The organism is Micromonospora sp. NPDC049204 (genome assembly GCF_040647935.1).
GTDB lineage: Bacteria > Actinomycetota > Actinomycetes > Mycobacteriales > Micromonosporaceae > Micromonospora.
On sequence record NZ_JBEZDC010000005.1, the window covers coordinates 295,318 to 313,628 of the forward strand.

Consider the following 18,311-nt stretch of genomic DNA (forward strand, 5'->3'; position numbering starts at 1 on the left):
TCACACAACAGATCGGGCTCAACCCGCGCGGGCCGGGCGCCAGCGTGCCACCACGGCGGGACGGGCCGCCCCGCGCACCAGCCGGCGGGCGGGTGCCCGACTCGGCCGCAGCCGGGCCGTTGCCGCGCACGCCTCCTCGGCAAGGGTGCGCGCCGACTCGGCGGCCAGTTCCGCAGCCCGCCAGGCGGCCCGCTCCGCGCTGGCGGCGGCCTGGTGGTCGGCCCGTCTCGCGTCCCGGATCGACCGGCTGAGCAGCGCTTCCTGCTCGACCGGGTGCCGCCGGGGATCCCAGCCGTGCCGGTGCCCGAACACGTCGCTGAGCTGCGCCATGCTCAGGTCGCCCCGCCAGTACGCCGCCGTGGCCGCGCGGTGCAGGTAGCGCTCCCGGGCGGCGTACTCGGCGGGGGTGCGGGGCGTGGCCGGGCTGGGCAGCGCCCCGGACCCCGCGAAGCGGCGCGCGGCGGTGTCCGCCTCGTCGTAGCGCGCCCAGGCGCGTTCGGCCTGCTCCTGACTGGCCAGCCAGGCATCGCGTCGCCGCTGGGCCGTCCGGGCCGCGCCGGCCGCCGCGACGGCCACCTCCTCGGCGTACCGGCGCCGGTCGACGATCGCGGCCGCCGCCACCTCACGCGCGGTCGGCACGGCCGGGGACGGGTCGGCGGTGGGCCGGTCCTCTTCGGGCCGGGCGACAAGCACGGCGAGCACGCCGAGCGCCAGCAGGAACAGGGCCGACCAGATGGCAGCGGCCTGCGGTACCTCGGTTACGAACTGGTAGAAGACGGTGGTCTCCATGGTCGGCACCTCGCTGAGGAAGCAGAGCGATGGGGAGCCCCGTCGGCCACCTGGCCACGGTGAGCGCGACCGGAAGCCACGTCCCCACGCTACCGTCGTGCCGACCTGGGCGCATCGACCGCGGGCGTGTCGAGGCGCGCCGCGCCGAGCCCCCTGACCAGGGTGGACGGTGTCAGCGGGTGTCCGCGTACGTTGATCGACTGTCGGTCTGGTCGGGTCCGCCGGTGTCGGGGGCGACGTCGCCGGTGGCCCGGGTTCCGGCCGTGCGTTGTCCGGGGACGGACGCCGATCGGGCCGGGCGGCGCGGCGCGAGCCGGCGCATCATCGGGGTTTCGACGTAGCGATGCAGCAGCGCGGCGAGGAGCAGGGTCACCAGCAGGAAGCCGAGCACCACGGCCGGCCCGCGCCACCCCTCGAAGCCGATCCCCCAGTCGCCGGTGAAGCGCAGCACGCTCGTCATCACCAGCACGTGGACCAGGTAGAAGGCGAAGGAGACCTCACCGAGCCAGACCAGCGGCCGCGACCGCCACGGCGACCGCCGGTCCCGCACGTCCGCGTCCGCGGCGGCGGTGATCACCAACAGGTACGCGACCGCGAGCAGCGTGGTCCACAACTCCGCGGGAATCCACTGCGCGGCCGCTGCCCAGACGCCCACGAAGATGACGCTGGCCCAGGTCAGCCCGGGGCCACGCCAGAGACCCCGGCGCATCAGCTCGGCCGCCACCGCGCCCAACCAGAACTCCAGCGACCGGACCGGCGGGAAGATCTGGGTGAACCACCACCGGCTCACCTCCGGCACCAGGTGTTGGGCCGGCCAGAGCGCGAGGATCAGCAGTGGCATCGCGACGACCAGCGCCCAGAGCAGCTTCGGCCGGGCCCGGCGCAGCAGCGGCAGCACCAGCGGTAGGCAGAGATAGAAGAAGAACTCGCAGGACAGCGACCAGCTCACCGTGTTGATGCTGTAGAACCAGCCCGGCCGGGGGTCCCAGGCCTGCAACAGCAGCAGGTTCTCCAGCGCGGCGGCCGGCAGGACCGGGTCGGCGAACCACCAGGCGACAAGCACCGTCGCCATGAACAGCACCAGGTGGTTGGGGTAGATCTTGGCAACCCGTCGCCGCCAGAAGGTGCGCCGGGAGTCGCCGGGGCGGGCCGACCAGACCAGCACGAACCCGCTGAGGATGAAGAAGAACTGCACCCCGGACAGGCCGAGGCTGAACACCTTGTCGACAACGGCCTTGACGTCCGGCTCGGCGATGATCCGCATGGTGCCCGCGTGGAACCCGAAGACCAGCAGCGCGGCGATCCAGCGCAGCCCGGTCAGCGAGGGCAGCCGGGACGGTGCGGGGGCGGGCCGGGCGGTCGACGCCGCGGCGGCGCTCGTCATCGGCGGATACCGAGGCTTGGCAGGGTCACCAGCACGTTCGTATCCTCCTCGGCGCGGCGTGGACGGCACGACGGCGACGCCCGCGACGGCCCGGCGGGGCCGCACCGGGGCACCCTACCGGGTCACTCCCGGGTGAACCGGACGAGTCCCGCCCGTCGCGGGCCTGGTCCCGCCGGCCGGCGTTAACCTTCTGCTGGGCGGGAGTTCAGCGACTCCACCATCCGCGGTCACGCGCGGTTCCGGGGCCGGCCATCCGGGTCGTCGAAGGTGGCGGGCGTGGTCAATGAGCCGACGCACGCACCGCTGCTGAGCATCGTCGTGCCCGTGTACGGCGTCGAGGCGTACCTGTACCAGTGCCTCGAGTCGATCCGGGCCGACATCCCGGCCGGGGAGTCGGACGCGGTCGAGTTGATCGCCGTCGACGACGCCTCCCCGGACGGCTGCGGCGACATGCTCCGCTCGTACGCCGCCGGCCACGACCGCGTCCGCGTCGTGCACCTGAGCAGCAACGTGGGTCTGGGTCTGGCCCGCAACGCCGGGCTCGACGTGGCCACCGGCCGGTACGTCTGGTTCATCGACAGCGACGACTGGGTGCCGACGGGCACGATCGCGGCCGTGCTGGACCGGCTGCGCCAGCACCAGCCCGACGTGCTGATGCTCGACCACCTGCGGGTGCACGAGGACGGCCGGCGGGAGATCGACGCGAGCAGTCACCTGCTGCACGGGATCGCCGGCGTGACCCGCCTGGACGACCAGCCGCAACTGCTGCGGGTGCAGCACACCGCCTGGAACAAGGTGGTCCGCCGGGACTTCCTGGACCGGTTGGAGCTGCGGTTCTTCCCCGGCTGGTACGAGGACATCCCGTTCAGCCATCCGCTGCTGATCGGCGCGGAGAAGATCTCCGTGCTGAACCGGGTCTGCTACCTGTACCGGCAGGGCCGACAGGGCGCGATCACCTCCACCCGCAGTGGCCGGCACTTCGACGCCTTCGCCCAGTACGAGCGCCTGCTGGACTGGGTCGCCCGCAGGCACCCGGACGAGCGGTTGCAGGCCGAACTGTTCCAGCTGATGATCAGCCACTACCTGGTGGTGGTGGGCAACGACGACCGGTTGCACCCGCACCTGCGGCGGGACTTCTTCCACCGGGCCGCCGAGCACTACCGCCGGTACCTGCCCACCGGCGGCTATCCGCTGCCCGCCGGGGCGACCGGGCTCAAGCACCGCCTCGTCGGTCGCGGTGACTGGCTGGCGTACTCGGCGCTGCGCCAGGCGCACCGGATCGCCGGTCGCCTACGCCGCGGCGGCCCGGCCGGTGGGGCCGGCGCCGGAGCCGGTCCGGTCACCGCCGACGAGGACCCGGGTCGAGGGGCGGACGTCGCGACGACGCGGGGCGGCGGGATCGCGACGGAGCGGCGGGACGCGCTGGCCGGGGGTCGACTGCCGTGACCGCGACCAGCGCACAGCACGCGGATTTTCCAGGTCGTTCACCCGCCGGGTGGACGACGACAGCAGCACCACCGCACGCGGGTGCGGGCATACCTGAGCAGAGGTCGGAATGACGGCGACAATCAAGATCGGACCACACCTGGTCGGTGCCGGGGAGCGACCGTTCGTGGTGGCCGAGATGTCCGGCAACCACAACGGTGACCTGAACCGGGCGTTGTCCATCGTCGACGCGGTGGCCGAGAGCGGGGCGCACGCGCTGAAGCTCCAGACGTACCGGCCGGACACGATCACCATCGACGTCGACACCCCGGCATTCCGGATCTCCGGCGGGCACGAGTTGTGGGGCGGGGAGAACCTGTACCGCCTCTACGAGCGGGCGCACACCCCGTACGAGTGGCACGCCCCGATCTTCGAGCGGGCGCGGGAGCACGGGCTGACCGTCTTCTCGTCCCCGTTCGACGCGACCGCCGTGCGACTGCTGGAGTCGCTGGACGCGCCGGCGTACAAGATCGCTTCTTCGGAGCTGGTCGACCTGCCGCTGATCCGGCTCGTGGCCAGCACCGGCAAGCCGATGGTGATCTCCACGGGGATGGCGACGGTCGCCGAGATCGACGCCGCGGTGCGCACCGCCCGTGCCGGCGGCGCGGCGGGCATCGTCCTGTTGGCCTGTACCGCGTCCTACCCGGCGCCACCGGCCGACAGCAACCTGCGCCGACTGCCGGTGCTGGCCGGCGCGTTCGACGTGCCGGTCGGGCTCTCCGACCACACGCCCGGCATCGGGGTGGCGGTCGCCTCGGTGGCGCTCGGCGCCTGCTTCATCGAGAAGCACGTCACGCTGGACCGGGCCGACGGCGGCGTGGACTCGGACTTCTCGCTGAACCCGGCGGAGCTGGCGGCGCTCGTCGCCGAGTCCGGCCGGGCGTACGAGGCGCTGGGTGGCACCGCGATCGGCCCGACCCCGGCGGAGCGGGAGGGGCTACGGTTCCGCCGTTCCCTGTTCGTGGTCGAGGACGTCCGCGCCGGTGACCAGGTGTCCGCGCAGAACGTGCGGTCGATCCGGCCGGCCGGCGGCCTGCCCCCCGTGGAGATCGACCGGGTGCTGGGCCGCACCTTCACCGCCGACGTCTCCCGGGGCACTCCCCTGAGCTGGGACCTGATCTGACCGTCGTCCGAGGCCGGGTCGCCGAGTGGGTGCGGCCCGGCCCGGTGCACTCCCCTAGGCGCCGGCAGCAGCCCGACCGTCGGGCACGAAGCCGACGGTGACCACCAGGTCGGCCAGCCAGAGGGTCCGCCAGACCGCGGGCCCGTCGGCCGGTGTACTCAGTCCGTGGCGGCGCCACCACGCCGCCACCGGCACGTTGGTCAGCTTGCAGCAGCACTCGGCGCGGGTCCACCGCGCCCAGAAGTCCTCCACACCGAACCGGCGGGCCAGCGCCGGGGGCACCGGGGCGTCGGCCCGTTCCGCGTCGATGGCCACCCGCCACCCCGGCGTCCGCGGGCCGTACCAGCCGACGCAGCGTCCGTCGTCCAGGTGACTGCGGGTCACCGCGTCGGTCAGGGCGGCGGGAGCACCGATACGCAGGTGTCGTTCGGCGACGGCCAGCAGCGCCGGCACCGGACGGGGCCGGAGCAGCCGGTCCAGGTCAGATGGCGGCGGCACCGTCCACCACGATGACCTGGCCGTTGATGTTGGTGTGCTCCCGCAGCAGCATCCGCACCACGGGCGTGACCTCCGCCGGCTCGGTCAGGTGACCGGTCGGCGTGCGGCGCACGATCTGGTCGAGCTGGGTCGGGCCGAGCACGGCGGACATCTCCGAGGCGAAGAAGCCGGGGGCGACCGAGTTGACGAGCATCCGGCCGCCCAACTCCCGGGCGAGCGAGCGAGTGGCGGCGTCCATGCCGCCCTTGGTGGCCGAGTACGCGACCAGACCCGGAAACCCGCGCTGCCCGCAGATCGAGGTGATGTTGACGATCCGCCCGCGCATGCCCTTGCCGAGCATTCGGCGGACCACCAGCCGGGTCAGCTGCAACGGGGCGGTCAGGTTGGTCTCGATGATCCGGGCGATGTCGTCGGTGGCGGTGTGCACGTGCAGCGAGTCCTGCCCGACGGCGGCGTTGTTGACGATGCCGTCGATCGGGCCGAGGCGTTGCTCCACCTCGCGGACGAAGCTCTGCGCGGCCCGCAGGTCGGTGACGTCCACCGAGCCGACGTGCACCCGGTCGGGGTGCTCGGCGGCGAGTTTCGCCAGCTCCGGCGTGACGGTACGGGCGAACGCCGCCACCCGTACGCCCGCGTCGAGCAGGTCGGTGACGATGGCCAGGCCCAGCCCACGGGAGCCGCCGGAGACGAGGACGACGGTGCTGGGCGGGACGAGTGGGATGACGACGGGATCAGACATCGCTCTTCAGGGTCTCCTTGACGGGAATCTCGGTGAGCACGCGGATCCGGCGGGGCACCGCGTACTCGGGAAGCTGGCCCGCGCACCAGCGGACCAGCGCGGCCTCGTCGGGCACACCGGTGCCGACCGAAGGCGGGCCGGCGGGGCCGGTGGGGTTGAGGACCACCTCGGCGACCACCATCCGGCCGAGCACCGGGGCGCGGCGTCCGGTCACCCGGGCCCAGGCCACCGCCGGATGCCCGGCGAGCACACCGCGGACCACCCCGGCGGAGACCTTGCTGCCGCCGACGTTGATCTCGTCGGAGTCGAGGCGGCCGGTGATCAGCACCCGGTCGTCGAGGATCTGCACCCGGTCCCCGGTGCGGATCGGGCCGGACAGCCCGGCCCCGTGGTGCGGGGAGGTCACCACCAGCTCGTCGTCCACAACGGACAGCGTCGGCCGGCCCGGGGTCTCTCGGTCCAGCCAGTCGACCGGGAAGCCGGCCCGCCCGTCGTGCACCACGATGGATGCCCCCACCTCGGACGAGGCGTAGATCCAGGAGATCCGGGCGGCGGGGAACACCTCCCGGAGCTGGTCCAGGATCGCCTGGTCCACCGGCTCCCCGCCGAGGGTGAGCTGCCGCAGCGGCACCCGGGCCAGGGCGGCGGCGTCGCGGTGGAGGGTGCGACGCCAGAAGGTCGGGGTGCCGGAGGCGGCGTCCACCCCGTGCGCGGCCGCGACGGCGGGCCAGTCGTCCAGCTCGTCGGGCTCGACCACCACGAGGTGCTGGCCGGGCTGGGTCAGTGACAGGGTGACCACCTGCCACCAGGCGTACGTGCCGGGCGCGTACGGGCACAGCCAGGTCCGGTCGGGCTGCTCGGCCCGCACGGTGGTCAGCGTGTCGAGGGTGTGCCCGACCCGCTTGGGACGGCCCGTCGAGCCCGAGGTCAGCAGCCACAGCCGGCCGGGCTCGGCGGCTCGCTGCCGGGCCGGCACGCTCGCCTGCACGCCGTCGTCGTCGAGGACGCCGACGGTGAACCCGGCCTCCAGCAACTCCGTCCGCATCGCCGCGTCGACCCGACCCGACGTGCTGAGCAGCAACTCAGTGCCGTGCACGGCGTGCTGCCGAGCGGCGGCGAGCGCGTGCACGCCACGGTGGGCGAGCACCGCTGCCGGATCGGGCAGCGTCGGCGTCGGCAGGGCCCGCCAGGTCAGCGCGGCGCCACCGACGACGATCCGGTTGTCGACGCCCGCCGGCTCCCGGCGCGCGGGTGCGCGGTCGCGCGCCGTCGCGACTGTCACTGGTGTTGAAGCTCGACGAGGAAGTCGAGGACGTCTCCGACGGTGGCGATGCGGCGCAGGCCGGGGGCGTCGAAGTTGAGCTCCTCCCCCGTCTCGTCCTCGACCCGCAGGGCCAACTCGGAGAAGTCGAGCGACCGGAAACCGATCTCCCGCAACTGCGCCGCGTCGTCCGCGGGCAGCTCCTTGTCCTGGTTCTTCAGCACCTGAGCCATGAGGTCGCGGATCTGCGCGCGACTCAATTCGTTCATGCGGCGCAGTCTACAACCCATCGAATGCATATCTGCTTTCCCGGTGTGGCCGGGTAAGGTGCTCCGACCGGACGTGAACAGCTAAGAAAGCGAGACGCACGTGCTGCGCGAAGCGACGGCGGACGACGTTCACCTGATGTTGTCCTGGCGTAATCAGGAAACCAACCGACAGGTCAGCAAGACCAGCCACGAGATCACCGCCGACGAGCACGCCCGGTGGTGGTCGGCGGTCCGCGACGACAGGTCCCGGCGCGTGCTGGTGTACGTCCGCGACGACCGGCCCTGCGGCGTGGTCACCTTCTTCGACCTGCGGTTCGACCGCCCTCGCACCGGGGCGTGGGGCTTCTATCTGGACGCCGACGGGCTGGCCGGCCGGGACGAGACGCTGCCCGCCTGGCTGGGGGTCATGCGGGAGGCCGTCGAGTACGCGTTCGACGGGCTGCACCTGGACCGGCTCGACGGCGAGGTGCTCGGTCACAATACCGTCGTACGACAGATGAACCGGCGTTTCCGATTCGTCGAGGGCACCCCGAGACAGGAGCTGTCCGACGGGCGGGAAATCACCGTCATCCCGATTTCCCTGGCTCGGGCCGACCGCCGCCAACGCTGATTGTCGGACCCATTCGGATAATGGCCCCGAATCATTAACCGATGGTGTTCCCGGTGGACATCCGCCGTTCACGAATGGCGGCGCCCGGCCGGGTCAGCCCCGCCGCCAGGCCGCCCAGTGCTGCACCGGGTTGCCGCCGAGCCGGACGAAGCCGTACGCGGTGCCGTCCCAGTCGTCCGGCTGACCGGGCGCCCAGCGGGCGAACACCACCTGCGCCGCCGCCGGCGGCTGCTCGCCGAACCACCGGACGTCGGTCCAGGTCACCTGGTGGCTCAGGTTGAACCGCAGGACGTAGTGCACGCCGGTCGAGGCCCAGACCCGCTCGCCGGGGCGTACGCCGACGTCGGCCACCCGGGGCGTCGGTGCGGTGCTCGCGACGGCCGGCCGCACGATGCGGTGCTCGATGACCTGCATGGTGACCAGGTTGACCACGACGAGCACGCCGAACATCGGCAACCGCAGTCGGGGCACCAGCGCGGCGGCGACGAGCAGCAGGCAACCGCCGATCCCGACAAGTGACCCGAGCACCGGGCGCATCTCCCGCCAGCCCCCGGTCAACGCCACCAGGTCCGGCGCGCTGAAACCGCCGTAGCGCAACCGGTGGCCCTGGCTGGCCACGTACGCGAGGCGGGCGGCGATCAGCGCTCCACCGCCGACCAGCAGGGCCACCGCGACGGCCGCCCGGCGCAGCACCACCCGGCGGCCGGCGGTGAGCAGCACCCCGAGGCCGACCAGCAGCCAGAACGGCGCCAGCATCTGCACGTAGCGGCCGTAGATCGCGTCCAGGGGCTTGCCGGTGATGCCGGCCAGGATCACCGACGCGCCGCCGGCCACCCCGACGGTCACCACGAGCGCCACGCCCATCGTCCAGCGGGCCGCGTCGCCGTGCCGTGGACGCCACAGTTCGCGCACGGCCGCGGCCCAGGCCACTCCGGCCATCCCGAACGTGATCACCACGAGGTACCAGAGTTGGGTGGTGACGCCCGCGCCGACGCGGACCACGCCCCGCACGGAGGCGACCGCCTCGACCGTGCCGCCGCCGGGGGTGCTGCCCAGCAGGTAGACCCTGTCGCCGAGGTGGTGGATGACGGCGGCGTTGAGCAGCGCCAGGGCGAGCACCGGCAGCAGCGCCGCGAGCACCGCGGGCGGGCCGATCCGGCGGCGGACCAGCAGCAGCAGGACCAATCCGGCGTGCACCGCCACGATCACCAGGCCACGCGAGTGCAGCAGGTGGAACCCGCCGACCAGCAGGCCGACGGTGGCGGCGGCGAGCGGGCCGGGCCGGGAGATCCAGCGGTGCACGGCGAGCAGCCAGGCGACGACCAGCGGGGCCATCACTGTGTCGATCATGGCGATGCCCGCGTAGAAGGCGGTGGCCGGCAGGGTCGCCGCCGCGACCGCGCCGAGCAGCGCGTACGACCGGCGCAGCCCGAGCAGGCGGCGACCGAGCAGGTACGCCAGCGGCAACAGCGTCGAGTTCGCCATCGCGTTGACCAGCTGGACGATCCGGTAGCTGTCGCCGAAGTCCCGGTCCCCGAGGAACGCCGGTGAGATCAACATCGGGTAGCCGACCCGGCGCAGCAGGTCGTTCTCACTGCTGAACCCGCCCGGCCCGCCGACCAGCGCGCGGGCGGTGTTCAGGTAGCTGTCCTCGTCGGTGTGCGCGATCGGCAGCACGATGTGCCGGGACAGCCACATCCGCCAGGCGACGCTGAGCACCCAACCGACGACGAGCAGCACCGGCACCAGCCAGCGCCGCGCCGGTGCGGCGTCGGACGTCGTCGCCACCACCTCCGGCCGTTCGATCACGTCGCTACCGGATGCCATCAACGCCTCCAGATCTGCCGGTCGGACCGGTCCCCGCGTGGACCGGCAGGGGCTGTCGGTCCGCGCCGGTGACGCGTGGGGTGACCCGCTCGCACCGAGCCGATGCGGATGTCGGGTGAACGCGGAACCGGCCGCGAAGCGGGGCTGGCGGGTCACTCGCGCGGGTCACTGTAACGGCCCAATGTGGCCAGGTCAGGCCGGTTACGGGCCGGACGGAAGTGTTTGCCTACGCGGTGCTCGGCATTCACAGGAGCAGGGGGTGCGGTTAACCCGCGAGCGTCGGGGAGTTAACCCGCCATGGCTAGCGTCTCACCCCGGTCGGCCGGCCGAGGGCCGCCCGTTCATCCACGATCACGGGAGCACCAAATTGAGTGAGTTGAATGGATCGTCCATTCTGATCACCGGGGGAACGGGTTCCTTCGGCAGGACCTTCCTCCGGCACATCCTCACCGAGGCCGACCCCGCGCGCGTGGTCGTGTTCTCCCGCGACGAGCTCAAGCAGTACGAGCTGCGCCAGCAACTCGGCGACGACCCACGGCTGCGCTGGTTCATCGGCGACATCCGGGACCGCCACCGCCTCACCCGGGCCATGCACGGGGTGGACCACGTGGTGCACGCCGCCGCGCTCAAGCAGGTGGACACCGCGGAGTACAACCCCTCCGAGTACATCGCCACGAACATCACCGGCTCCCAGCACGTCGTCGACGCCGCGATCGAGGCCGGCGTCAAGAAGGTCATCGCGCTCTCCACCGACAAGGCGTCCAGCCCGATCAACCTGTACGGCGCGACGAAGCTGGTCGGCGACAAGCTGTTCGTCTCGGCCAACCACTACGCCGCCCAGCACCCCACCCGGTTCTCCGTGGTGCGCTACGGCAACGTGGTGGGCAGCCGCGGCTCGGTCGTCCCGCTGTTCCGCCGGCTGGCCGCCGAGGGCAAGAGCCTGCCGATCACCGACAAGCGGATGACCCGCTTCTGGATCACGCTCGACCAGGCCGTGCAGTTCGTCATGGACTCGTTCGACCAGATGCAGGGTGGCGAGTTGTTCGTGCCCCGCATCCCGAGCATGCGCATCCTCGACCTGGTCGAGGCCGTGGCCCCGGACGCCACCACCCACGAGATCGGCATCCGCCCGGGCGAGAAGCTGCACGAGGAGATGATCGCGCCCGACGACAGCCGCCGCACGCTACGTGCCGACGGCCGGTTCATCGTCCAGCCGACCATCGCCACCTGGGGCTACCAGCCGCCGGTCGACTGCGACCCGGTGCCGGACGGCTTCGCCTACCAGTCGGACACCAACGACGAGTGGCTCACCGTCGAGCAACTGCGCGACATGCTCGGCCTCACCGCATGACGGGGATGCTCCCGTACGGCCGGCATTCGATCAGCGAGGACGACATCGCCGCCGTCGCCGACGTGCTGCGCGGCGACTGGCTCACCACCGGCCCGCAGGTCGACGCCTTCGAGGCCGACCTCGCCACCTGGACCGGCGGGGTCGGCGTCGCCGCCGTCGCCAACGGCACCGCCGCGCTGCACGTGGCGTACGCGGCGGCCGGCGTGGGACCGGGCGACGAGGTGGTCGTCCCACCGATGACCTTCGTGGCGACCGCCAGCAGCGCGGTCGCCCTCGGCGCGAAGATCGTGTTCGCCGACGTCGACGACGAGACGTTCTGCCTCGACCCGGCCGCGGCCGCCGCCGCCGTCACCGCGCGGACGAAGGTCGTCGCCGCGGTCGACTACGCCGGCCACCCCGCCGACTACGACGCGCTGCGCACGTCGGTCGACGGCAGCGACGCGCTGCTGCTCGCCGACGCGGCGCACTCGATCGGCGGGACGTACCACGGTCGACCGGTGGGCTCGCTCGCCGACCTGACCACGTTCTCGTTCTTCCCCACCAAGAACCTCACCACCGCCGAGGGTGGCGCCGTCGCCGCGCTGGACCCGCGGATCCTCACGCGGGCCCGCCGCTTCCGTGGCGTCGGGATGGTCCGGGAACGCGACGAGTTCCGCTTCGCCGACGAGGGCGGCTGGCATCAGGAGGTGCACGAGTTCGGGCTGAACTACCGCCTGCCCGACGTGCTCTGCGCCCTGGGCCGCAGTCAACTGCGCCGGCTCGCCGAGTTCACGGCGCGGCGGGCCGCCCTGGCCGCCCGCTACGACGAGGCACTGGCCGACCTCGACGGCGTACTCCGGCCGAACCGCAGGTCGTGGGCCGACCCGGCCTGGCACCTCTACCCGATCCGGGTGCTCGACGGGCGTCGCCGCGAGGTGTACGACCGGATGCGCGCCGCCGGCATCGGCGTCCAGGTCAACTACATCCCGGTGCACTGGCACCCGGCCTTCGCCGACCTCGGCTACCGGCGCGGGTCCTGCCCGGTGGCCGAGTCGTTCTACTCCCAGCAGCTGTCCCTGCCGCTCTACCCGGGACTCAGCGACACCGACCAGGATCGCGTCATCGACGCGCTGACCACGGCCCTGCGGTACGGCTCGGTGCGTTCCGCCGCCTGATGGGAACCTGATGCACCACGCCAACCACTTCTACGGCCACGCGCACGTACTGGCCCGCTACGCCGGTCTCGGCGACCGGCACCCACCGCGGATCAACGGGTACGTGCAGCACGGCTGGAACATCGGTGACGGCCTGGCCCCCGGTCACCCGTACGCCGAGCGCTCCCCCAGCCTGCTCTGGTCCGAGCAGACCCGCCGGCGGGCCTGGTCGGTGGGGCGGCGCAACGTGGTGGTCATCGGCGCTCCGTTCGCCTACCTGCTGGCCCTGCGACCCGAGCAACCGGCGGCCGAGGAGCGGGAGGGCACCATCTGGTACCCGTTCCACGGGTGGGAGGGCCAGCACGTCAAGGGCGACCACCGGAAGTTGATCGCGCTCATCCAGGACACCGAGCCCGGCCCGGTCACCGTCTGCCTCTACTGGCACGAGTACCGGATGCGCAGCGTCCGCCGGCTCTACGAGCGCGCCGGCTTCCGGGTGATCTGCCACGGCTACCGGGGACACTGGTGGAAGGACACCGACCCGGAGTTCCTCGACAAGCAGTTGACCGAGCTGCGTCGACACCGGCGGGTAGCATCCAACCGGCTGACCAGCGCGATCTTCTACGGCATCGCTGCCGGCTGCGAACCGGCGGTCTACGGCGACCCGATGATCCTGTCCAACGAGGACCCGACCTTCGGCGGGACGGCCCGCATCCGACGGCAGTGGCCGCAGTTACACGGCACCGAGGTCGACCTGCCCACCGCGGTCGAGATCGCCCGCGCCGAGTTGGGGACCGACCACCGCTGCACGCCGGCAGAGCTGCGCGAGCTGCTCGGTTGGGCGAACCTCCAGGAGGAAGAGGACCACCGTGACGACTGAGACGGCACCCGCCGGCCGGATCACCCTGCCCGGCGGCGAGATGCTGGCCTGGTCCGACCTGCCGCAGCAGCGCCTGGCCGACGGTGGACCCCTCGCCGCGCTGGCCGCCCGGCTCGTGCCGCCCGGCGCCCGGGTGCTGGTGGCCGGCCCGCACGACCCGGCCCTGCTCGACCAACTCGGCCACGCCGAGGTGACATGCCTGCTGCGCAGCCACCCGGACGCGGTCGCGCTCGCCCAGCGCGCCGCCCACCTGGTGGTGGGCGGCCCGGCCGGGTTGCCCGACGACGAGACGTACGACGTGGCGATCGCCGCCGCCGGACTGGACCCGGTCGAGTCGGTGGAGGGCACCCGCCTCGGTTGGGACGGCGTGCTGGCGCGACTGGTCGCCGCCCTGCGGCCGGGCGGCACCCTGCTGCTGCGCGTGGACAACCCGCTCGGCCTGCACCGACTCGTCGCCACCACCCCCTGGTACGCCGGCCGGGAGGACTCGGCGTGGACCATCGGCGGGGTCCTCGACCGGACCCACCCGGCCAACCGGGAGCAGCTGCGCGAGCGGCTCACCGCGGCGGGGCTGCGGGCGGGCGCCTGCTGGGCCGCGTACCCCGACGCCGGCACCCCGACGGCGCTGCTCGACGCCGACCACCTCGACTCCGACGCGGGCTCCGGCCTCTTCGACGCGGTGCTGCACGGCGCGTGCGCCGGCGGTTTCACCGGCGACACCGTGCTCCAGGACCCGGCCCGGCTGGCGGTGGACGCGCTGCACGCCGGCCGCGCCGCCGACCTCGCGCCGGGTTGGCTGGTGCTCGCCCACCGGCCCGCCGACCCGGCGGATCCGGGCACGCCGCCCGTCGACGGGGATCTGCCGGTGGCGCTGGTGCAGACCGGGCGCCCCGGGATCGGCGTGCTGGAGGTGCGGCACGGTCCGTCGGGATGGCGGTGGGGACGCCTCGCGACCACCGGCACGGACCTGCCGGCCGCCGCGCCGTTCGCCAGCCGCGAGGCCGCGTACCGGGACGCGGACGCGCTGTCCGGGCCGGTGCCGGCCGGCCGGCTGCTGCGTACCCTGCTGCTCGACGCGGCCCTGCGCCGCGACCTGGCCGCCCTGCGCACGCTGCTGCACGGGTACGCGGGCTGGCTCGCCGACCAGGCCGACACCGACGGCCGGATCGCCGGCGCGGCGGCGCTGGCCGGCACCGACAACGTGGTCGTCGACGGCGAGCGGTACGCGGTGCTCGACCCGAGCTGGCGGGCCACCGATCCGCTGCCCGCCGACGTGGTGCTGGCCCGCGGGCTGTGGCGTTTCGCGGCGGGCCTGCTCACCGGCGGGTACGCCCACCCGTGGTCGTCCACCCTCGACGTCGCCGGCCTGACCGTGGTGCTCGGTGGCCTCGCCGGACACGACCTGGACCGCGCGACCATCAGCGAGGCGGTGGAGGCCGAGGCCGCCATCGCCGCGGCGCTGCACGGGTTGGACACCGACGGCAGGGCCCACCTCGCCACCGAGCTGCACGCCGTCACGCCGACCGACCCGCCGGCGGGTGCGGCGCGCAGCTACCAACAGCTCCACGAGGCGTGGCTGCGCCAACGCGAGGAACTCGCCCGGCTGGCGGCACTGACCGCGTGGACCGAGGAGCTGCTCACCTCGCGGGAACGCGCGTTGCGGCGGGCCGAGACGACGATCGGCCTGCTCAGCGGATCGATCAGCTACCGGGTGGGCCGGCTCGCCATCACCCCGGCCCGGCTGGCCAAGCAGGGCGCCCGCGCCGCCAAACGCCGGGCCACCGCGGTGCTCTCCCCCAAGCAGGAGGAGCAGCAGTGACCGCCGTACCGGTGCCCGGGGTCGCCACGGACGACACGGGGCCACGGATCGTCGGCATCGTGCAGGCGCGCATGGGTTCGTCCCGGCTGCCCGGCAAGGTGCTCCGCCCGCTCGCCGGGCGTTCCGTGCTGGGCCGGGTGGTGCGCGCCGCCCTCGACAGCGGCGTCCTGGCCGACCTGGTGGTCGCCACCAGCACGGATGCGGTCGACGACGCGGTGGCGGCCGAGTGCGCGCGGCTGGGCGTGGCGTGCCACCGCGGGCCGGTCGACGACGTGCTGGGCCGGTTCGTGGGTGCGCTCGCGGCGCACCCGGGCGACGCGGTCCTGCGGTTCACCGCCGACTGCCCGCTGCTCGACCCGGAGATCATCACCCTGGTCGCGTCGGTGTACCGGGCGGTCCCCGGGCTCGACTACGCGAGCACGTCGATCGCCCGCACCCTGCCCCGCGGGCTCGACGTCGAGATCATCCGGGCGGAGACGCTGCGCACCCTGGACCGGCTCGCCACCGACCACCACCGGGTGCATGTCACCTCGTACGCGTACACCCATCCGGAGGTGTTCCGGGTGCTCGGGGTGACGCTCACCCCGGACCGGTCGACGCTGCGGCTGACCCTGGACACCGAGCGGGACTGGGCGCTGGTCAGCGCGGTCGTCGACCACTTCGGCGACGTCAGCGTGCCACTGGCCACGCTCACCGGCTGGCTGCACGGGCAACCCCACCTGCGCGCGCTCAACGCCGACGTGCGACAGAAGCAGCTGGAGGAGTGCTGAGCACGCCGCGGGTCGGGTTGCGCTGCGACGCCAGCCCACGGCGGGGCGTCGGCCACCTCGTCCGCTGCCTGGCACTCGCCGAGGAGTTCCTCGCCCGGGGCGTCCACGTCGCCGTGTTCGGCACCGTCGAACGACTCCCCTGGGCCACCGCGGAACTGGCCGCCCGGGGCATCCCCCTGCACCCCGGCCCGGACTCGCCGGCCGGACTGGTCGAGGCGGCCCGCCGACACCACCTGGACGTGCTGGTCCTCGACTCGTACGAGCTGGACCCGGCCGGGGCGGGCGCGCTGCGTGCCGCCGGCGTGTTCACCCTCGCCGTGATCGACGGGGACAGCCGGGGTCAGGTCGCCGACCTCTACCTCGACCAGAACTTCGGCGCGGAGCTGCCGGGGCTGACGGGCCGGCTGCTCGCCGGCACCGGGTACGCCCTGCTGCGCGACTCCGTGATCACCGCCCGGCCGTCGGCGCCTCCGCCCGCCACGACGGTCAGCCGACCCCGGGTGCTGGCCTTCTTCGGCGGCACCGACGCGGTCGGCGCGGCACCGGTGCTGACCCGGGTGCTCGTCGCCACCGGCCATCCGATGGACCTCACGGTCATCGTCGGCCGACCCGAGATCGAGGCCGAGGTCGAGGACGTCGCCCCCGGCCGGGGACAGGTCATCCGGCCGGTGCCACCCACCGGCGCGCTGCCGGCACTGATCACCGAAGCCGACCTGGTGGTCAGCGCCGCCGGCACGTCCACCTGGGAACTCTGCTGCCTGGGCGCGCCCGCCGCGCTCGTGTGCGTGGTCGACAACCAACGTGAGTCGTACACCCGGGTGGTGCGGCACGGCCTGGCCGCCGGCCTCGGCGAACTGCCGGAGCTGACCGCCGCCGGCGTCGCCGGACGGGCCGCCCGCGCGGCGGCGGCACGGACCCTGCACGGGCTGCTCAGCTCACCGCAGCGCCGCGCGACGCTCGCCGCGCAGGCCTGGTCGACCGTCGACGGGCAGGGCCGGGCGCGGGTCGTGGACGCGGTGCTCGACGCCGTACGCGCCGCCGCCGTCCCCGGCTGACCAGAGCAGACCACCAGGGGCAGCGCTACCTAGTACGGGTGTACGAAAGTGCTGCTAGGGTGGCTGGATGACGCAGGCCGCCTACCAGCCGTCGATGCTCGACCTCGCCGACGCCGGGCCGACCCTGGGGTCCCTGCCCGGTCTGATCCGCCGGCACCAGCTCAGCCGGAGCGCCTGGGTCGACCACCTTCCCGGGTGGGTGCACGGCTCCGACGCGGTCCTCGACACCCTGCTCACCGAGGTCCCCTGGCGGGCCGAGCGGCGCACCATGTACGACAGCGAGGTCGACGTGCCCCGCCTGCTCTGCTGGTACGACGGCGACCGGCGCCTCCCCCACCCGGTGCTCACCGAGGCACGGGCCGCGCTGACCCGGCACTACGCCCCCGAGCTGGGCGAGCCCTTCGTCACCGCGGGCATGTGCCTCTACCGGTCCGGCCGGGACAGCGTCGCCTGGCACGGCGACACCATCGGCCGTTCCGCACACACCGACACCATCGTCGCGATCGTCTCCTTCGGCGCGCCCCGACCCCTGCTCCTGCGCCCTCGCGGCGGCGGCGACAGCCTCCGCTTCCCGGTGGGCCACGGCGACCTGATCGTGATGGGTGGTTCCTGCCAACGCACCTGGGAGCACGCCATCCCGAAGACCACCCGCCCGGTCGGCCCCCGGGTGAGCGTCCAGTTCCGCCCGGTCGGCGTGGCCTGATTCCCACCCGGGTCCGCCCCCGCCTGCTCTACAGCAGGCCGGCGAGTTTGTAGAGGACCAGCGATCCGGCGACGGCGACGTTCAGGCTCTGGCCGTGCCCGACCATGGGAATCTCCACGGCCGCGTCCAGGTGGTCGAGGGCCTCGGGCGGGATGCCCGTCGACTCGTGCCCGAGCAGCACCACGGTGCGGCCCCGAGCGGCGGGCAGGTCACCGAGCCGAACGGCCTCGTCGGCCAACTCCACCCCGAGGATCCGGGTGCCGGCGGCCCGTTCGGCGGCCAGCCACCGCAGCGGACTGCCGACCCGGTGGACGCAGCCCGGCCGGCGCAGGGTGTTGCCACGGGCCAGGGCCTCGTCCACCCACCGGAAGGGCGGCACGGCCAGGCAGGCACCGACCGCGTCGCAGGTACGCAGCAGGGTGCCCAGGTTCGCGCCGTGCAGCGGCCAGAGCGGGGCGGCGATCAGATGACCCCAGCAGCGATGCTGGCGGGGTCGGCGGGCGGCACGCAGCTCGCGCCTGGGCCGGACCCGGATGGCGGCGCTCACGCCGCGTCGGCGACTCCGCCGGACAAGATAAAGATCATGTGAGAGGTGCTTGGCGGCGCACCCGGGCC

Annotated in this window: 18 protein-coding genes; 10 read left to right on the plus strand and 8 right to left on the minus strand. The window is 73.4% G+C overall.

All coding sequences use genetic code 11. The annotated features are described in order from the left end of the window. Nucleotides 1–18: 18 nt before the first annotated feature. Both AB0A90_RS12790 and AB0A90_RS12795 read right to left on the minus strand, forming a co-directional pair. Nucleotides 19–789: a hypothetical protein gene (locus AB0A90_RS12790; RefSeq protein ID WP_357245836.1), complete on the minus strand. Its 771-nt coding sequence runs from the start codon at nt 787–789 to the stop codon at nt 19–21. A 172-nt stretch (nt 790–961) separates the two neighbouring features. Then, the gene (locus tag AB0A90_RS12795; RefSeq protein ID WP_357245839.1) at nt 962–2,173 is read right to left on the minus strand and encodes an acyltransferase; all 1,212 of its coding nucleotides are present in this window, start codon (nt 2,171–2,173) and stop codon (nt 962–964) included. 276 nt (nt 2,174–2,449) lie between these two features. Between AB0A90_RS12795 and AB0A90_RS12800 the strand changes: the two genes are divergently transcribed. Beyond that, nucleotides 2,450–3,619 (plus strand): glycosyltransferase, encoded by a 1,170-nt coding sequence (locus AB0A90_RS12800; RefSeq protein ID WP_357245841.1) that lies wholly within the window; start codon nt 2,450–2,452, stop codon nt 3,617–3,619. Between the two features lie 109 nt (nt 3,620–3,728). Further along, nucleotides 3,729–4,781 (plus strand): pseudaminic acid synthase, encoded by a 1,053-nt coding sequence (gene pseI / locus AB0A90_RS12805; RefSeq protein WP_357245844.1) that lies wholly within the window; start codon nt 3,729–3,731, stop codon nt 4,779–4,781. 54 nt (nt 4,782–4,835) lie between these two features. On the opposite strand, the gene AB0A90_RS12810 is transcribed toward pseI, so the two are convergent. From AB0A90_RS12810 to AB0A90_RS12825, 4 genes are read right to left on the minus strand one after another with little or no spacing between them, the layout of a single operon-like run. Further along, the gene (locus AB0A90_RS12810; protein ID WP_357245848.1) at nt 4,836–5,279 is read right to left on the minus strand and encodes a hypothetical protein; all 444 of its coding nucleotides are present in this window, start codon (nt 5,277–5,279) and stop codon (nt 4,836–4,838) included. Continuing rightward, complete coding sequence (locus AB0A90_RS12815) at nt 5,263–6,018, minus strand: SDR family NAD(P)-dependent oxidoreductase (protein WP_357245850.1); 756 nt, start codon at nt 6,016–6,018, stop codon at nt 5,263–5,265. Before AB0A90_RS12815 ends, AB0A90_RS12810 begins: the two co-directional genes overlap by 17 nt. Next, on the minus strand, nt 6,011–7,300 hold the full coding sequence (locus AB0A90_RS12820) for an AMP-binding protein (protein ID WP_357245853.1): 1,290 nt from the start codon (nt 7,298–7,300) through the stop codon (nt 6,011–6,013). Before AB0A90_RS12820 ends, AB0A90_RS12815 begins: the two co-directional genes overlap by 8 nt. Then, nucleotides 7,297–7,548: an acyl carrier protein gene (locus AB0A90_RS12825; protein WP_091401397.1), complete on the minus strand. Its 252-nt coding sequence runs from the start codon at nt 7,546–7,548 to the stop codon at nt 7,297–7,299. Before AB0A90_RS12825 ends, AB0A90_RS12820 begins: the two co-directional genes overlap by 4 nt. A 100-nt stretch (nt 7,549–7,648) precedes the next feature. On the opposite strand from AB0A90_RS12825, the gene AB0A90_RS12830 reads away from it, so the two are divergent. Then, entirely contained in the window at nt 7,649–8,158 is a 510-nt protein-coding gene (locus AB0A90_RS12830; RefSeq protein ID WP_357245856.1) for a GNAT family N-acetyltransferase, read from the plus strand. 93 nt (nt 8,159–8,251) lie between these two features. On the opposite strand, the gene AB0A90_RS12835 is transcribed toward AB0A90_RS12830, so the two are convergent. Then, a complete protein-coding gene (locus tag AB0A90_RS12835; protein WP_357245860.1) occupies nt 8,252–9,985 on the minus strand; it encodes a hypothetical protein in 1,734 nt (577 codons plus the stop codon). Nucleotides 9,986–10,352: 367 nt separating this feature from the next. On the opposite strand from AB0A90_RS12835, the gene pseB reads away from it, so the two are divergent. From pseB to AB0A90_RS12870, 7 genes are all read left to right on the plus strand, one after another. After that, nucleotides 10,353–11,336, plus strand: a complete 984-nt coding sequence (gene pseB / locus AB0A90_RS12840) for a UDP-N-acetylglucosamine 4,6-dehydratase (inverting) (RefSeq protein ID WP_357245863.1) — start codon at nt 10,353–10,355, stop codon at nt 11,334–11,336. Next, a complete protein-coding gene (locus AB0A90_RS12845; protein ID WP_357245866.1) occupies nt 11,333–12,490 on the plus strand; it encodes an aminotransferase class I/II-fold pyridoxal phosphate-dependent enzyme in 1,158 nt (385 codons plus the stop codon). Before pseB ends, AB0A90_RS12845 begins: the two co-directional genes overlap by 4 nt. A 10-nt stretch (nt 12,491–12,500) precedes the next feature. Beyond that, nucleotides 12,501–13,349, plus strand: coding sequence for a hypothetical protein (locus tag AB0A90_RS12850; protein ID WP_357245870.1), 849 nt, complete (start codon nt 12,501–12,503; stop codon nt 13,347–13,349). Next, the gene (locus AB0A90_RS12855) at nt 13,339–15,168 is read left to right on the plus strand and encodes a class I SAM-dependent methyltransferase (RefSeq protein ID WP_357245873.1); all 1,830 of its coding nucleotides are present in this window, start codon (nt 13,339–13,341) and stop codon (nt 15,166–15,168) included. The genes AB0A90_RS12850 and AB0A90_RS12855 overlap by 11 nt, the downstream gene beginning before the upstream one ends. After that, on the plus strand, nt 15,165–15,938 hold the full coding sequence (locus AB0A90_RS12860; protein WP_357245875.1) for a glycosyltransferase family protein: 774 nt from the start codon (nt 15,165–15,167) through the stop codon (nt 15,936–15,938). Before AB0A90_RS12855 ends, AB0A90_RS12860 begins: the two co-directional genes overlap by 4 nt. Beyond that, nucleotides 15,935–16,993 carry a spore coat protein gene (locus tag AB0A90_RS12865; RefSeq protein ID WP_357246184.1) on the plus strand — a complete coding sequence of 353 codons (1,059 nt, stop codon included), beginning with the start codon at nt 15,935–15,937 and terminating at the stop codon, nt 16,991–16,993. The genes AB0A90_RS12860 and AB0A90_RS12865 overlap by 4 nt, the downstream gene beginning before the upstream one ends. A 67-nt stretch (nt 16,994–17,060) precedes the next feature. Beyond that, the gene (locus AB0A90_RS12870; RefSeq protein WP_357245878.1) at nt 17,061–17,696 is read left to right on the plus strand and encodes an alpha-ketoglutarate-dependent dioxygenase AlkB; all 636 of its coding nucleotides are present in this window, start codon (nt 17,061–17,063) and stop codon (nt 17,694–17,696) included. 28 nt (nt 17,697–17,724) lie between these two features. On the opposite strand, the gene AB0A90_RS12875 is transcribed toward AB0A90_RS12870, so the two are convergent. Next, nucleotides 17,725–18,243 (minus strand): TrmH family RNA methyltransferase, encoded by a 519-nt coding sequence (locus AB0A90_RS12875; protein ID WP_357245881.1) that lies wholly within the window; start codon nt 18,241–18,243, stop codon nt 17,725–17,727. Between the last annotated feature and the right edge of the window lie 68 nt (nt 18,244–18,311).

Coding starts and splice junctions, on each gene's coding strand:
- AB0A90_RS12790 (WP_357245836.1), bottom strand. CDS start 789: ATGGAGACCACCGTCTTCTACCAGTTCGTAACCGAGGTACCGCAGGCC.
- AB0A90_RS12795 (WP_357245839.1), bottom strand. CDS start 2,173: ATGACGAGCGCCGCCGCGGCGTCGACCGCCCGGCCCGCCCCCGCACCG.
- pseI (WP_357245844.1), top strand. CDS start 3,729: ATGACGGCGACAATCAAGATCGGACCACACCTGGTCGGTGCCGGGGAG.
- AB0A90_RS12815 (WP_357245850.1), bottom strand. CDS start 6,018: ATGTCTGATCCCGTCGTCATCCCACTCGTCCCGCCCAGCACCGTCGTC.
- AB0A90_RS12825 (WP_091401397.1), bottom strand. CDS start 7,548: ATGAACGAATTGAGTCGCGCGCAGATCCGCGACCTCATGGCTCAGGTG.
- AB0A90_RS12835 (WP_357245860.1), bottom strand. CDS start 9,985: ATGGCATCCGGTAGCGACGTGATCGAACGGCCGGAGGTGGTGGCGACG.
- AB0A90_RS12845 (WP_357245866.1), top strand. CDS start 11,333: ATGACGGGGATGCTCCCGTACGGCCGGCATTCGATCAGCGAGGACGAC.
- AB0A90_RS12850 (WP_357245870.1), top strand. CDS start 12,501: ATGCACCACGCCAACCACTTCTACGGCCACGCGCACGTACTGGCCCGC.
- AB0A90_RS12870 (WP_357245878.1), top strand. CDS start 17,061: ATGACGCAGGCCGCCTACCAGCCGTCGATGCTCGACCTCGCCGACGCC.